The sequence below is a fragment of the Pantoea sp. SGAir0175 genome (assembly GCF_043547855.1).
Window position 1 is genome coordinate 2,164,233 of record NZ_CP028081.1, and the last position, 14,826, is coordinate 2,179,058.

At 59.4% G+C, this 14,826-nt stretch carries 14 protein-coding genes; 6 read left to right on the forward strand and 8 right to left on the reverse strand.

Features of this window, described 5'->3' with window-relative positions:
- Positions 1-12 precede the first annotated feature (12 nt).
- The 3 genes from C1N56_RS09995 to osmV are packed head-to-tail and all read left to right on the forward strand — an operon-like array spanning position 13 to position 2,732.
- Positions 13-939 carry a glycine betaine ABC transporter substrate-binding protein gene (locus C1N56_RS09995; protein WP_058758530.1) on the forward strand — a complete coding sequence of 309 codons (927 nt, stop codon included), beginning with the start codon at positions 13-15 and terminating at the stop codon, positions 937-939.
- Positions 940-948: 9 nt separating this feature from the next.
- Complete coding sequence (gene osmW, locus C1N56_RS10000; RefSeq protein WP_021506073.1) at positions 949-1,596, forward strand: osmoprotectant ABC transporter permease OsmW; 648 nt, start codon at positions 949-951, stop codon at positions 1,594-1,596.
- A complete protein-coding gene (gene osmV / locus C1N56_RS10005) occupies positions 1,596-2,732 on the forward strand; it encodes an osmoprotectant ABC transporter ATP-binding protein OsmV (protein ID WP_021506074.1) in 1,137 nt (378 codons plus the stop codon). The genes osmW and osmV overlap by 1 nt, the downstream gene beginning before the upstream one ends.
- Before the next feature lie 51 nt (positions 2,733-2,783).
- Here osmV and C1N56_RS10010 read toward each other — a convergent pair whose 3' ends face one another.
- The 4 genes from C1N56_RS10010 to C1N56_RS10025 form a co-directional block, all read right to left on the reverse strand.
- Positions 2,784-4,160, reverse strand: a complete 1,377-nt coding sequence (locus tag C1N56_RS10010) for a nucleobase:cation symporter-2 family protein (protein ID WP_058769779.1) — start codon at positions 4,158-4,160, stop codon at positions 2,784-2,786.
- A 179-nt stretch (positions 4,161-4,339) separates the two neighbouring features.
- The gene (gene bioD / locus C1N56_RS10015) at positions 4,340-5,041 is read right to left on the reverse strand and encodes a dethiobiotin synthase (RefSeq protein WP_021506076.1); all 702 of its coding nucleotides are present in this window, start codon (positions 5,039-5,041) and stop codon (positions 4,340-4,342) included.
- 105 nt (positions 5,042-5,146) lie between these two features.
- Positions 5,147-6,364, reverse strand: a complete 1,218-nt coding sequence (locus C1N56_RS10020; protein WP_394516610.1) for a sugar metabolism global transcriptional regulator Mlc — start codon at positions 6,362-6,364, stop codon at positions 5,147-5,149.
- Between the two features lie 135 nt (positions 6,365-6,499).
- Positions 6,500-7,396, reverse strand: coding sequence for a LysR family transcriptional regulator (locus C1N56_RS10025; protein WP_394516611.1), 897 nt, complete (start codon positions 7,394-7,396; stop codon positions 6,500-6,502).
- A 94-nt stretch (positions 7,397-7,490) separates the two neighbouring features.
- Here C1N56_RS10025 and C1N56_RS10030 point away from each other — a divergent pair, with 94 nt between their 5' ends.
- The 3 genes from C1N56_RS10030 (at position 7,491) to C1N56_RS10040 (ending at position 10,678) form a co-directional block, all read left to right on the forward strand.
- A complete protein-coding gene (locus C1N56_RS10030; RefSeq protein ID WP_058780585.1) occupies positions 7,491-8,747 on the forward strand; it encodes an MFS transporter in 1,257 nt (418 codons plus the stop codon).
- A 168-nt stretch (positions 8,748-8,915) separates the two neighbouring features.
- Positions 8,916-9,167, forward strand: coding sequence for a hypothetical protein (locus C1N56_RS10035; RefSeq protein ID WP_021506080.1), 252 nt, complete (start codon positions 8,916-8,918; stop codon positions 9,165-9,167).
- Positions 9,168-9,493: 326 nt separating this feature from the next.
- Positions 9,494-10,678 carry a sugar transporter gene (locus C1N56_RS10040; protein ID WP_159378179.1) on the forward strand — a complete coding sequence of 395 codons (1,185 nt, stop codon included), beginning with the start codon at positions 9,494-9,496 and terminating at the stop codon, positions 10,676-10,678.
- Between the two features lie 52 nt (positions 10,679-10,730).
- Here C1N56_RS10040 and rhaM read toward each other — a convergent pair whose 3' ends face one another.
- The 4 genes from rhaM to rhaB are packed head-to-tail and all read right to left on the reverse strand — an operon-like array spanning position 10,731 to position 14,610.
- Positions 10,731-11,045, reverse strand: coding sequence for an L-rhamnose mutarotase (gene rhaM, locus C1N56_RS10045; RefSeq protein ID WP_104186682.1), 315 nt, complete (start codon positions 11,043-11,045; stop codon positions 10,731-10,733).
- The gene (gene rhaD / locus C1N56_RS10050; RefSeq protein WP_088515799.1) at positions 11,035-11,877 is read right to left on the reverse strand and encodes a rhamnulose-1-phosphate aldolase; all 843 of its coding nucleotides are present in this window, start codon (positions 11,875-11,877) and stop codon (positions 11,035-11,037) included. Before rhaD ends, rhaM begins: the two co-directional genes overlap by 11 nt.
- Before the next feature lie 11 nt (positions 11,878-11,888).
- On the reverse strand, positions 11,889-13,145 hold the full coding sequence (locus C1N56_RS10055) for an L-rhamnose isomerase (protein WP_394516612.1): 1,257 nt from the start codon (positions 13,143-13,145) through the stop codon (positions 11,889-11,891).
- Positions 13,138-14,610, reverse strand: a complete 1,473-nt coding sequence (gene rhaB, locus C1N56_RS10060; RefSeq protein WP_058780587.1) for a rhamnulokinase — start codon at positions 14,608-14,610, stop codon at positions 13,138-13,140. Before rhaB ends, C1N56_RS10055 begins: the two co-directional genes overlap by 8 nt.
- Positions 14,611-14,826 lie beyond the last annotated feature (216 nt).

Genomic DNA, 14,826 nt, shown 5'->3' on the forward strand with positions numbered 1-14,826 from the left:
GAGCATGTAATTATGGCCACTGCTAATCTGCTGGCGCGCTGGGTCAAACGCACCGCGCTGGCCCTGACCGCCACCTTAACCCTCAGTCACGGCGCGCTCGCCGCCACGCCCATCGTAATGGCGACCAAAAGCTTTACCGAGCAACATATCCTGTCTGCGATGACGGTGATGTGGCTGCAAAAGAAAGGTTTTCAGGTCATCCCGAAAACCAATATCGCCACCACCATCGGGCGCAACGCGATGATCAACAAGCAGATTGATATGACGTGGGAATATACCGGCACCTCGCTGATTATTTTTAACCATATCAACAAGCCGATGTCGTCTGAAGAGGCGTACAAAACCGTTAAACAGCTGGACGCGAAGCTGGGACTGGTGTGGCTCAATCCTGCCCCGATGAATAACACCTACGCGTTTGCCATGCAGCGCCAGCGCGCTGACGCCGAAGGCATCAGCACCATGTCGCAGCTGGTGGCGAAGCTGGAACAGGTACGCAACACCGATCCGGATCACAACTGGAAACTCGGTCTCGATCTGGAGTTTGCCGGCCGCTCGGATGGTCTGAAACCGCTGCAAAAAGCCTACAACATGCCGCTGGATCGCCCACAGATTCGTCAGATGGACCCCGGTCTGGTCTACAACGCAGTACGCGACGGCTTTGTCGATGCCGGACTGATCTACACCACCGATGGCCGGGTAAAAGGCTTTGATTTGAAAGTACTGGAGGATGATAAGCACTTCTTCCCAAGTTACAACGTCACGCCAGTAGTGCGTCAGGATGTGCTGGAAAGCCATCCTGGCCTTGAGGCCGCGCTGAATGCGCTGTCGCCGCTGATCACCGATGAAGCCATCACCGAGATGAACAAGCGCGTCGATATCGATCACCAGTCGCCGCAGCAGGTGGCGCGTGATTTTCTCAAATCCAAAAACATGCTGTAAGGAGGCGCAATGGATACCCTGCATTACATCATGGATAACTGGAACACGCTGCTGGCGCTGACCTGGCAGCACACCTGGCTGGTGCTGGTAGCGGTAGGTTTTGCCATCCTCGTCGGCGTGCCGCTGGGCATTCTGATTGTCCGCTTCAAATGGCTGGCAACACCGGTGCTGGGCATCGCCACCATCGTGCTGACCATCCCGACCATTGCGCTGTTTGGCCTGATGATTCCGCTGTTTTCACTGATCGGTCAGGGAATTGGCGCCCTGCCGGCGATTACCGCGGTGTTTCTCTATTCACTGCTGCCGATTGTGCGTAATACCCATACCGCGCTGGAAAACCTGCCGCCCGGGCTGCGCGAAGCCGGTCGCGGTATCGGCATGACCTTCTGGCAGCGCCTGCGCTGGGTGGAAATTCCGATGGCGCTGCCGGTGATTTTCGGCGGTATCCGTACCGCCGTGGTGATGAACGTCGGCGTGATGGCCATTGCGGCGGTGATCGGTGCCGGCGGCCTGGGCCTGCAACTGCTGGACGGCATCAGCGGCAGTGATGTGCGTATGCTGATAGCCGGCGCACTGATGATCTGTTTACTGGCGATTATTCTTGACTGGCTGCTGCACCGTCTGCAGTCGGCGCTGACTCCTAAGGGGATTCGATAATGATAAAACTGGAAAACCTGACGAAAACCTTTACGCAAAAAAACGGCACCACGTTCAATGCCGTTGACAACGTCAGCCTGGAAGTGCCTGCCGGGGAGATGTGTGTGCTGCTGGGCCCATCCGGCTGCGGCAAAACCACCACGCTGAAGATGATTAACCGTCTGATCCCCGCCAGCAGCGGACGGATTTTAATTAATGGCGAAGACACCAGTGGCCAGGATACTGTCACGCTGCGCCGCAACATCGGCTATGTGATTCAGCAGATTGGTCTGTTCCCGAACATGACCATTGAAGAGAACATTACCGTGGTGCCGCGCATGCTGGGCTGGGACAAAAAACGCTGTCGGGAACGGGCGACGGAGCTGATGAGCATGGTGGCGCTTGACCCGACGAAGTTTCTGCATCGCTACCCGCGTGAGATGTCGGGCGGCCAGCAGCAGCGCATCGGCGTGATCCGCGCGCTGGCGGCGGATCCACCGGTACTGCTGATGGATGAACCGTTCGGTGCCGTCGACCCGATCAACCGCGAGGTGATTCAGAACGAGTTCCTCGATATGCAGCGCCAGCTGAAGAAAACCGTGATGCTGGTGAGCCACGACATTGACGAGGCGCTGAAGCTCGGTGACCGCATCGCGGTGTTTGGCCAGGGCAAAATCGTGCAGTGCGCCAGCCCGGACGAACTGCTGGCGCAGCCGGCCAACGAATTTGTCGGCTCGTTCGTCGGTCAGGACCGTACGCTTAAGCGTCTGCTGCTGGTGCAGGCGGGCGACGTCACCGATCAGCAGCCGACCATCACCGTGCAGCGCAGCACCCCGCTGCAGGAGGCGTTCGCGACCATGGACGACAACGACATGCGTTCGGTCACGGTGGTCGACGAAGATGGCAAACCGCTGGGCTTTGTCAAACGTCGTGAAGCGCGCGGCGCCACCGGCCGCTGCGAGGAGATGCTGCACACCTTTAAGGTCACCGGCAAAGCGGAGGAGAACCTGCGCGTGGTGTTGTCGAAGCTGTATGAACACAACACGGTATGGATGCCGATTGTCGATGAGGAAGGTCGCTACAGCGGCGAAATTTCGCAGGATTACATTGCGGATTACCTCAGCTCCGGCCGCACGCGCCGTCGTCTCAACCCGTAACCCCGACCGAACCGCGCCACGGAGGGCGCGATTCTCCAGGTAAATTGTGCGTCAGTTGCTCTCTTCGACCGCGCCGACCGCCGCAACCGTTTTAGCTTCATTCGGCAGCACCACGTTCAGCAGCATGGCGAGAATCCCGCCGGTGGTGACCGCATGACCAAACAGGTTGCTGACCAGCGGCGGAAACTGTTTCAGCACGTCCGGAACCGCTTCCACCCCGAGGCCAATGCCAAACGACACCGCCACAATCAGCATCTCACGCCGCCCCAGTGGGGCTTGCGTCATCACGCGAATACCGGCGGCGACCACACTGCCAAACATCACCAGCGTTGCCCCGCCCAGCACCGGCGGCGGAATCTGCTGTAGCAGGTTGCCGACCAGCGGGAAGATGCCCAGCAGCACCAGCATCAGGCCAATCACCATTCCCACGTAGCGACTGGCGACGCCGGTCATCTGAATCACCCCGTTGTTCTGCGCAAAGGTGGTATTGGGAAACGCCGAGAACAGTGCCGCCAGCAGGCAGCTGAGGCCATCGGCCAGAATCCCGCCCTGCAGCCGACGCTGAAACCCGTCGCCTTCCAGCGGCTGGCGTGAAATCAGACAGTTGGCGGTCAGATCGCCCACCGCCTCAATCACGCAGATCACCGAGACCAGCGCAATCGGCACAAACAGCGTCCAGCTAAAATCAAAGCCAAAATGCAGTAGCGAAGGCAGCACCAGCCAGTGCGTCTCCGCCATCGGCTTCAGCGGCAGATGACCGCTCAGCGCCGCCGCGATGCAGCCCGCACCAATGCCGGCGACCACCGCCACCAGCCGCGCCCAGCGCGAGTGGGAGCGGTTAAGCACGATAATCACCAGCAGGGTCACCGCCCCCAGCGCCAGATTACCCGGCGCACCAAAATCGCGGGCGTTATGCCCGCCCGCCCAGTCGGTAATACTGACTTTTATCAGGCTGATACCAATCAGGGTGATCACCGTACCAGTCACCACCGGGGTCAGCACTTTTCGCAGTGGTGTGATGCAGCGGCTAATCAGCATCGGGATCAGCGCCGCCACCAGGTTGCAGCCAAAAATCATGGCGAGGATCGCCTGCGGTGAACCGCCCTGCGCTTTCACCGTCATCCCCGCCGAGAGAATGACGCCGAGAAAGGCGAAGCTGGTGCCCTGCAGACAGATCATGCCTGCGCCAATGCCGCAGAAACGGCGCGCCTGCAGAAAGGTGCCGAGTCCGGAAACCAACAGCGACATGCTGATGAGATACGGGATCCAGGCTTGTAACCCCAGTACGGAACCGATAATCAGCGGCGGCGTGATGATACCGACCACGCTGGCCAGCACGTGCTGCAGGGCGGCAAAGAACGCCGGTGCAGGACCGATGCGGGCATCCAGCCCGTACAACAAACCTTTCTCTTCTTCTGGGTGCGACATAGCAGGGCTCCGGCAAACGATTTATCAGTTTGCCTGATGCATGAAACGCGCCAGGGCGACAGCGGAGAGAAAAAATTCAGGGCAGATGATTGAATACAAACAGGTTTACGGCGTAAAAAAAAGCAGCCGCTCCTGAAACTCCGGATTCAGCTGCGTGCGATATGCCGCATTTTGTTTCATCAGGCGGCGGGCTTTGCACTTTCGCTGTGCAACGCATCACCCCCGAGTAACGTAATATCCAGATAACCACTCAAATCACGCTGTTCGGCGCGCGGCAGATAAGGCAGTTCACCCAACAGCGGCGCGTTCAGCTTATCGCGCAGAACATCAATGATTTCAGCATAGTGCGCCAGACCGGGATTGATACGATTGGCGACCCAGCCCGCCAGCGTCAGTCCATCGGCGGCAATCGCTTCGGCGGTCAGTAAAGCGTGGCTAATGCAACCCTCTTTAATGCCCACCACCAGCACCACCGGCAGTTGCGCCTGCTGCACCCACTGCGACAGCGGCCGTAAGTCGTTCATCAGGCTGCGCCAGCCGCCCGTGCCTTCCACCACCACGCGTGCAGCGCGATCCTGTAAGCCAGCCAGCCCGCGATTGAGTAACGGATAATCGATGCGCTGCGCCGGGCTGGTGCTGATTTCATCCTCTTCCAGCGTCACGGGATTGACGTCGCTGTAGTTCAGCGTGAGGCCGGATGCCTGCTGCAGCAGTACGGCATCTTTATTACGGAGCCCTTCCGGCGTGTGCTGCGCGCTTTTGGCAACCGGCTTGTAGCCAGCGGCACACAGATTCGCTTTGGCAAAGCACTGTAACAGTGCGCGGGAAACCACGGTCTTACCCACCGCGGTGTCGGTACCGGTGACAAAAATCGTTTTCACCTTTCTCCTCCTTCATTAAAGCGATGTGTAACCTGCAAAGGAGGCAGTTTAAGGATTTGTCCCAGGCGAGAGCTTGCGTTAGCGCAAACTTAAGGCGGGCTGGCGTTAGCCCTGCAACAGTTTTATCAGTAAATGGCCGCTATAGAGCGCGTCTTTGATCAGCGCCGCGCCGCCCAGCGTGCCGGGATCATTGAAAGCCGCGGGGGTTAGCTGGATAGCGTGACTGTACGCCGGCAGGGCCTGCTGGCGAATGGTGCTGCTGACCGCCGGGAACAGCACGTCCGCCGCCTGGTTAAGCGGTGAACCGATAAGAATTTGTTGAGGATTAAAGATGTTGACCATCATCGCCAGCATGCGCCCGATATGATGACCGACGCCGGCAATGACGTCCCGCGCCAGCCGGTCGCCCTGCTGCGCAGCGGCACACAGCGAGGCCAGCGTCAGCGGCTGCTGGTGCAGCTGGCTGTCCGGCTGTGACGATAAGCGCTGTGCCGCCAGCTGCAGCAGGCTGCCGGTGCTGGCCACCGTTTCCAGACAGCCATGGTTGCCGCAGTAACACTGCTGGCCGTAAGGATCGATCTGCGTATGACCAATCTCCACCAGCGCGCGTCCGCTTTTGTGCAGCAGCTGGCCACCGCTGATCACCCCGGCGCCCACCGTTTCATCAATGACAATCTGAATCACGTCCTGCGCACCCCGTGAGGCACCAAACAGCGCCTCTGCCAGCGTCCATGCGGAGATATCATGCTGGATGAATACCGGCAGCCCGGTGCGCTGCGCCAGGGTTTCGCCCAGCGGCATATCCTGTACGTCATAGCCCGGCATACGGTGCACCACACCGGAGGCGGCGTTGATCAGTCCCGGCAGGGTAATGGCGATAGCGGTCAGACGCTCAAGTTTTTGCTGATGGCGAATGAAAAAGGCGTTGACCAGCTCCTGCAGCGTCTGCAGTAGCGGCGTGTCGGCGCTGGCAGGCAGCGGCAGGCGATCTTCCTGTAGCGCGCGGCTGCTGAGATCGCGCAGCGTCAGGGTGATGAACCCCGGCTGAAGGCGAACAGCCAGATAGTGCCAGGCCAGGGTATCGAGGATCAGCCCTATCGCCGGCCGTCCGCGACTGCCTGGCTCCTGAAACTCGGTCTCCTGCACCAGATGCGCATCCAGCATTTCGCGCACAATTTTGGTGATGCTGGCCGGGGCCAGCTGGGCACGTTTCGACAGCTCAATCCGCGAAATCGGACCGTAATGGTCAATCAGACGATACACTGCACCGGCATTGGTCTGTTTTATTTGGTCAATATGGCCAGGCTGACTGTCCAGATTCACGCCCTGCTCCCGGATATTTTCGCGCTTCTAAATAAACAGCAGCTATGGTGATGCAGATTGGCGCGCAGCGTCAAATATTTGATTAGAAATGTGATTTATCGCACACAAAGAACGCGGTTTTCTGTACCCGCGGGTTCATTCCTCGGCATTGTGCAGCAGCAGCGCCATCATATTGCTCATCTGCGCACTCGGCTGGCGCAGCGCTGACCACACCAGCCACACCTCAGAAATGGCATCGCTTTCCTGTAGCGGAATCCAGGCGACTTCCGCCAGTCGCGCGCGGGCAAACGAGGCGGGTAAAATCGAAACGCCCAGCCCGGTTGCCACCAGACCGAGTATCGTCATGGCTTCACCCACTTCCTGGGTAATGTAAGGTTTGATTTGGTAGCGATGCAGCAGCGCCAGAATTTCACCGTACAGGGCCGTGCCGCCCTGCGCATCAAAGAAAACAAAAGGTTCGCTGGCTAACGCCCGGATGCTAATTGACGTGGCCTGTGCCAGCGGATGCGCGTGGTGCACCACCGCGCACAGCGGTTCACGCAGCAACAGGCGGTGCTGAAGATCCTCCGGCAGCGGCGTATTGCGCATGACGCCCAGATCGAGTCGCCCCTCGTGCAGCGGCGCCAGCTGCTGCCGCGTGTTGTACTCCTGCATCTGAATATGCACCTCCGGCCAGCGCTGCCGATAGTGATACAGCGCATCCGACACCAGTCCGGTAAACGGCGCCGAGGAGGTAAAGCCGATGCGCAGCTCTCCCTGCTGACCGTGATGAATGCGCGCCGCGCGCCCGGCCGCCTGTTCCACCTGCAATAAAACCGCGCGCGCATCCTGTAAAAACGACTGGCCGGCCGGCGTGAGCTGTACGCTGCGATTAGTGCGGGTGAACAGCTGCGCGTCCAGCGCCTGTTCCAGCTGCAGAATCTGCTGACTGAGCGGCGGCTGAGAAATGTGCAGCCGCTGTGCGGCGCGGCCAAAGTGCAGCTCTTCCGCAACGGCAATAAAGTAGCGCAGATGGCGCAGCTCAATCATCATATCTTAAACGTCTCATTTGAGATTATTAATATATTGTACAACCTATTTAGCCTTTCCTACAGTATTCAGACATTTGCTGAATTGAGGATGTACTGTGAGTCGCTCTTCCCAGGCTGTGACGCTTGATGAGGACAGCTTGTCCACGAAGCCTGTTACCGCCGATACCGCTACTGAATGGATTGAACGTGGATCGCCGCAGTTTATGCGCGTGACGCTGGCGCTGTTCTCTGCCGGTCTTGCCACTTTCGCCCTGCTCTATTGTGTACAACCGATTCTGCCGGTGCTGTCACAGCAGTTTGGCGTGACGCCTGCCGAAAGCAGTATTTCGCTGTCGCTCTCCACCGGGCTGATGGCGCTGGGCCTGCTGTTCACCGGCCCGCTGTCAGATGCGATTGGACGTAAATCGGTGATGGTGACCGCGCTGATGCTGGCGGCGATTTGTACGCTGATCTCCGCCACCATGAGCAGCTGGCAGGGGATTCTGCTGATGCGCGCGCTGACCGGTCTTTCGCTCAGTGGCGTCGCGGCGGTGGGCATGACTTACCTGAGCGAAGAGATGCATCCGCGGGTCATCGCCTTCTCCATGGGGCTGTACATCAGCGGCAACTCGATTGGCGGCATGAGCGGTCGTTTACTCTCGGGTGTGCTGACCGACTTTTTCTCGTGGCGTATTGCCATTGGCGTCATTGGCTGCTGCGCGCTGGCTGGCGCGCTGATGTTCTGGAAAATTCTGCCCGCGTCGCGCCATTTTCGCCCTGCCTCGCTGCGGCCACGCAGTCTGCTTATCAACTTCCGCCTGCACTGGCGCGACAAAGGGTTGCCGCTGCTGTTTGCCGAAGGCTTTCTGCTGATGGGCGCGTTTGTCACGCTGTTTAACTACATCGGCTACCGTTTACTGAGCGCGCCGTGGTCACTGAGCCAGGCGGTGGTCGGGCTGTTGTCCGTAGTGTATCTCACCGGTTCGTGGAGTTCGCCGAAAGCCGGCGCGATGACCAGCCGCTTTGGTCGCGGTCCGGTGATGACGGGCGCCACGGCAATCATGCTGGCCGGTCTGCTGCTGACCGCCTTTAATTCGCTGTGGCTGATTCTGCCGGGCATGATGCTGTTCACTGCCGGCTTCTTTGCCGCCCATTCGGTGGCCAGCGGCTGGATTGGACCGCGCGCGCGCCGGGCGAAAGGCCAGGCATCATCACTTTACCTGTTCAGCTACTACGTGGGATCCAGCGTGGCCGGCACCCTCGGCGGCGTGTTCTGGCACCGCTACGGCTGGCCGGGCGTAACCCTGTTTATCAGCGCCCTGCTGGTGCTGGCACTGCTGGTTGGCCTGCGTTTACAGGGCCGCAAACTGTAATACCCTTCATCGTTAGCGCGGGACCTCAGCGTCCCGCCTGCTCCGCTGGATTCGAATAATTAGGCATTCGCGCCGTACCACTTAAAACAAAATAGCAATTCATCGCTATAATTCGTTCTATTCCAATAATACATAGACTTATTTTTTACACAGCAATGAGGTAGTCAGATGGAGCTTTACTATTATGTCGATAAGCATGCCGGTTATAACGACAATCATGTGGTGCATGCGAAGGGCTGTCCGTTCCTGCCTTCCGACGGCGGTCGCCGTTTTCTGGGGACTTTTTACACGCCCGGAGCCGCAATCCAGCAGGCGCGTAAATTTTATGCCACTGCGTTGGGCTGCGAACACTGCTGCCCGGTGGGCGTAAAAAAAAATCCGACACACAACTTTAGCGTGGCACTAAAGCATATGGCGTGACTCTGATAATCCTGGTCTGAACCGCACCCGCCCGCACGGTACTCGCCCTCAGCACGGCTAAGCGATTTTTCTATGACAGAAACAGCTGACTTAGCCTGTCCTGGTACGGCAGACTTGCGGGCCGGCAGCACGCTGGCGCAACAACTCCCCATAACCACAGGCTATTTACCACGCTCAGCGCGATAAGAAATATTCAGTGATAAAACCCGGGTTAACGGTTTTCATCGGCTGACTAATGCTCCACAATAGCGGAAATTTGTGATCGAGGTCACTTTACCGGGTGCGTTCCTGCCCCCCTCACTCGTCGTTTAGCCGATTTGAATTCAATGCAATCTACAAACGTTTCCCGTAAAACAGCCTGGCTGCGCGTGGTGCTGCTGGCTATCGCTGCTTTTGTCTTCAATACCACCGAATTTGTGCCGGTTGGCCTGCTTTCGGACATCGCCAGCAGCTTTGCAATGAAAACCGCTGATGTCGGTATCATGCTCACCATCTATGCCTGGGTCGTGGCGCTGTTATCGCTGCCGTTAATGCTGCTGACGCGCAACGTCGAGCGCCGCCTGCTGCTGGCCATCCTGTTTATTCTGTTTGTTGCCAGCCACCTGTTATCGGCCGTGGCGTGGGATTTCACGTCGCTGGTGCTGTCGCGCATTGGCATTGCACTGGCACACGCGGTGTTCTGGTCGATCACCGCCTCTCTGGCGATTCGCGTTGCGCCGGCCGGCAAGAAAACCCAGGCGTTGAGTATGCTGGCCACGGGCACGGCGCTGGCGATGGTGCTGGGCGTACCGATTGGTCGTATTGTGGGTCAGTATCTGGGCTGGCGTACCACCTTTGGTATGATCGGCCTGTCAGCGCTGGTACTGCTGATTATGCTGGTGCGGATACTGCCGCGCCTGCCGAGTGAGCACACCGGTTCACTCAGCAGCGTGCCGATGCTGTTTCGCCGCCCGGCGCTGGTGGCGATGTACATTCTGGTCACCGTCGTGGTGACCGCGCACTACACCGCTTACAGCTATATCGAGCCGTTTATGCAGGTGGTAGCCAGCGCTGATGAGAACTTTACCACCCTGTTACTGCTGCTGTTCGGCTCAGCCGGCATTCTGGGCAGTATTCTGTTCAGCACGCTGGGCAATAAATTCCCGTCCGCGTTGCTGATCGCCGCCATTGCGCTGATTACCCTGTGTATGGGTCTGCTGGTGTTTGCTGCGGTACGCCCGGCAGCGATTACCGTGCTGTGTATTATCTGGGGAATGGCAATGATGATGATCGGCCTGGCGATGCAGGTGCGCGTGCTATCGCTGGCACCGGACGCCACCGACGTCGCCATGTCGCTGTTTTCCGGTATTTATAACATCGGTATTGGCGCAGGCGCGCTACTCGGTAACCAGGTCAGTCTGCATCTGCAGATGGCAGACGTGGGCAACGTGGGCGCAATCATTGGCCTGGCGGGACTGTTCTGGTGTATCGCCATTTTCCGCCGTTATCCGCAGCTGCGCTCCAACGGCTAATGCGTTTCACAGGCAGCGGCGCCCCTGGCGGCACCGCTGCTGACATGGCCGGCTAAGGCAGGAAAAACATCGGCTGCAGGGCTTTGCTCACCGGGCTGTCGTCGGGATTTGATGGCATCAGGTCACGCATTGACGCCCACCAGCGCTGACACACCTCAGTTTGCGCTACAGCCTGCCAGCGCGCTTCGGATTCAATCTCGACGCTGGCAAACAGCAGGTTGCGTTCAGCATCCAGCCAGATCGCGTAGTTATGCGCGCCATGCGCTTTCAGCGTCCGTTCCAGCTCCGGCCAGATTGGCGTGTGACGGCGCTGATACTCCGCATGGCAGTGCGCATAGACCTGCATGACGAACGCTTTACGCAACATCACTGCGCTCCGCCTGCAGCGCCGCCGGCCACGGCTTCACGTTAAAGCGCTCGCCCAGCGCAATCAGCTGTTCAGTGGTGATGCTCTGACGAATGCCGCCCATCGACAGCGCCATGACCACCACCTGCGATGACTTCTCAGCGGTATCAATCAGACCAAAGGTTTCGTCGAGCGTCGGTCCGGCGCCAAAGATTCCGTGGAAAGGCCACATCACCAGGCTATGGCTGGCCATCGCTTCTGCCGTCGCCTGACCAATGCCATCGGTACCCGGTACCATCCAGGGCAAAATGCCGACGCCATCGGGGAACACCACCAGGCACTCGGTGCTGCCCTCCCACAGCAGGCGGGTAAAGCGCGCCGCATCCAGATCCACCACATAGCTGAGCGCCATAAAGTGGGTGGCGTGACAGTGCATAATCACCCGGTCCGCGCCGTGGCTCAGTGCCTTGCGTACGCTGTGTGACTGAAAGTGCGCCGCCAGCTCGGATGTTGGCAACCCTCCGTTGCTGAGCCCCCAGTGAATTTTGTACGACAGCCCTTTGTCATCCACCTGCAGCAGCACCAGACTGTCTGCCGGATCGAGCTGCACGTTGCGAAAGAACTTCCCGGAGCCGGTCACCAGGAACCAGTCGTTGGCCAGCGCGGGCGCCGGCTTGCTCAGTTCAATACAGCGTGGTGCCGGATAAAAATCGCTGGCATACGCGCTGACCTCTTCCGGCAACAGACGCAGACTGACGTTGCCGCCGTTACGTTCATCCCAGCCTTTCAGCCACATGTCACTGGTGGCTTTAACCATGTCGCGCACAAACCACGCGGAGAGAATTGTTTGCATGAGTCGATTCCTTAACGTTGACGCAGCACGTGTTGTTCGTAGTGACGGACTTCGCTTAGCCAGCTGGCATCGGCTGGCACATCGTGGCGCAGGCACCACGTTTCCCATACCGCCTGCCACGGCAGCGATTTCTGCTCTTCAAGCAGCGCCAGACGGGCGGTCAAATCCCCATCACGCTCCCGCTGACGCAGCTGTTCGCCCGGCTCCAGCAGCGCCCGCAACAGGGCTTTTTGGGTATTGCGCGTGCCGATCACCCAGGCGGCAATGCGGTTGATCGAGGCATCGAAGAAGTCGAGACCGATGTGCACCCTGTCGAACAACTTTTGACGGGCGATCTCACTGGCAATCGCCTGGGTTTCATCATCCAGCAGCACCACGTGATCGCTGTCCCAGCGGACCGGACGGCTGACGTGCAACAGCAGGCGCGGCACAAACAGCATGGCGCTGGAGATTTTGTCGGAGATCACTTCGGTAGGATGGAAGTGGCCGGCATCCAGCGTCAGCGCGGTCTGGCGGCTGGTGGCGTAACCGAGGCAGAACTCACTGGAACCCACGGTGTAACTCTCCGCGCCAATGCCAAACAGTTTGCTTTCCACTGCATCAATGTGGTGCTGCGGATTCAGCGGTTCGCGGATGATCTCATCCAGCGCGCTGGCGAGACGCTGGCGCGGCGCAAGGCGATCGACGGTGAGATCTTTCATGCCGTCCGGCACCCAGATATTCATGACTGACGGCGTGCCCAGCTGCTCGCCAAACCAGGCGGAAATACGGCGGCTGGCGGTGCAGTGGTCGATCCAGAACTGGCGAATGCCCGGATCGGCATGCGACAGCGTAAACCCGTCTGCGCTGAGCGCATGAGAAAAACAGGTTGGGTTAAAATCCAGCCCCAGCTTTTTGCTTTTCGCCCACTCCAGCCAGTTGCTGAAGTGCTGCGGTTCAATCGCATCACGTTCCACCGGGCGGTCGCTCTCGAGGTAGATGGCGTGCAGGTTGAGGCGTTTGGCGCCGGGAATCAGCGACATCGCTTTGTCGAGATCGGCACGCAGTTCAACCGCGTTGCGCGCCCGCCCCGGATAGTTGCCGGTCGCCTGAATGCCGCCGGTGAGCGCCCCCTGCGGATTCTCAAACCCGCGCACATCGTCGCCCTGCCAGCAGTGCATCGACACCGGAATGGTATCCAGTTGTGCCATCACCTGTTCCACATCCACCCCAATGGCGGCGTAGCGTTGTCTGGCCAGTTCAAAGGCCTGTTCAATCAGCTTAGTCATATGCAAGTTCCTTAGCAGGTAGGCTCAGCGCCGCAAAGCGAGCCTGATGGGCCGCAAAGACGCTGTGATTCAGCGGGATAAATTTTTCTAACGGGAAATTGTGGCGAATGCAGCGGCGTAAATCGGCCACGTCGCGCAACTCACCCAGCGCGATCAGCTGGCAGCCGATGTTGCCCAGCGTCGAGGCTTCCACCGGACCGGCAAACACCGGCAGCTGGCAGGCATCGGCACACAGCTGATTAAGCAGCGGATTCTGGCAGCCGCCACCGACGATATGTAACTGCCGCAGCGCAGTGCCGCGCAGGTGGCTAAGCTCCTGCAGCGTCTGCGAATAGAGCAGCGCCAGGCTGTCAAAGATGGTGCGCGCCAGTGCCGCCGGGCTGTGCGGCGCTGGCATCGCCTGTTCGGCGCAGGCGTTCTGGATCTCCTGCACCATACTGGCCGGATTGATGAAGCGGTGATGATTAGGGTGAATCAGGGCGCGGCAGGCCGGTTCCCGCGCGGCGTCGGCGATCAGCGCAGTGAGATCGCTGATGTGCAGTTCGCTGCACACCCGTTGCAACAGCCACAGGCCCATGATGTTTTTCAGCACCCGATAGCCTTCCGCACCGCCTTCATTGGTCAGATTAGCCTGCAGCGCCGCCTCGCTGACGCAGGGCTGCAGGCTTTCGATGCCGATCAGCGACCAGGTGCCGGAGCTGAGATAGGCAGCATCGTCCTGCTCCAGCGGCGTGGCCAGCACCGCGCTGGCGGTATCATGGGTGGCGACGGCGATCACCGGGATGCGCTGGCCGCTGGCATTGCGCCAGTAACCGACGGTATTGCCCGGCGCACGCGGCGTGCCGAACCAGCTGGCGTCTGCGCCCGCCCAGGCCAGCAGCTCGCGATCCCATTCGCCGCTGTGAATGTTAAGCAGCTGGGTGGTGGTGGCGTTGGTGTATTCCCAGTTGAGTTCACCGGTCAGGCGATAGTGCAGATAATCCGGAATCATCAGCGCGTGCTTCACCTGCGCCTGCCAGTCCGGCTGCTGCAGATGCAGCGCGCGCAGCTGATACAGCGTGTTGAACGGCAGAAACTGAATGCCGGTGCGCTGATAGAGCGCCGGTTTCCCGAGTTCACGCATCGCCTGGGCCATCAGGCCGTCGGTGCGTTTATCACGGTAGCTGACCGCTTCACCCACCCGCTCGCCGTGCGCGTCCAGCAGCACCAGATCCACGCCCCAGGTATCAATGCCGAGGCTGTCCGGCACAATGTCCTCCTCATCCAGCTGCTGCAGCCCGGCGCGAATCTCCTGTTCCAGCCGGTCCAAATCCCAGCAGTCATAATCGCCGCGCTGCACGCGCGGGTTGGCGAAACGCCGCACTTCGCGCAGGCTGAGCTGCTGACGGTCAGCCTGCCAGCTGGCCAGCATGACGCGGCCACTGGATGCGCCTAAATCGATGGCAACAATATTACGCAGACTCATGGCGAGTACTCCCTGTGAAGACATGGCGACAGAGTAGAAATCCTGCGCCGCAGACACCTTCCCGCGAGTGCCAGCGGGTCATCACTGCTGGCAGGTTTGCAAAGATGTTCGTGAGTGAGCTCACAGAACCGCATAACGGCAGAGTTGTGAGCCTTGCCGCAATTCCATCAATCACTTAGGCGATCTTGAATAATTGGCGATTTTCCTGCGCTGCCC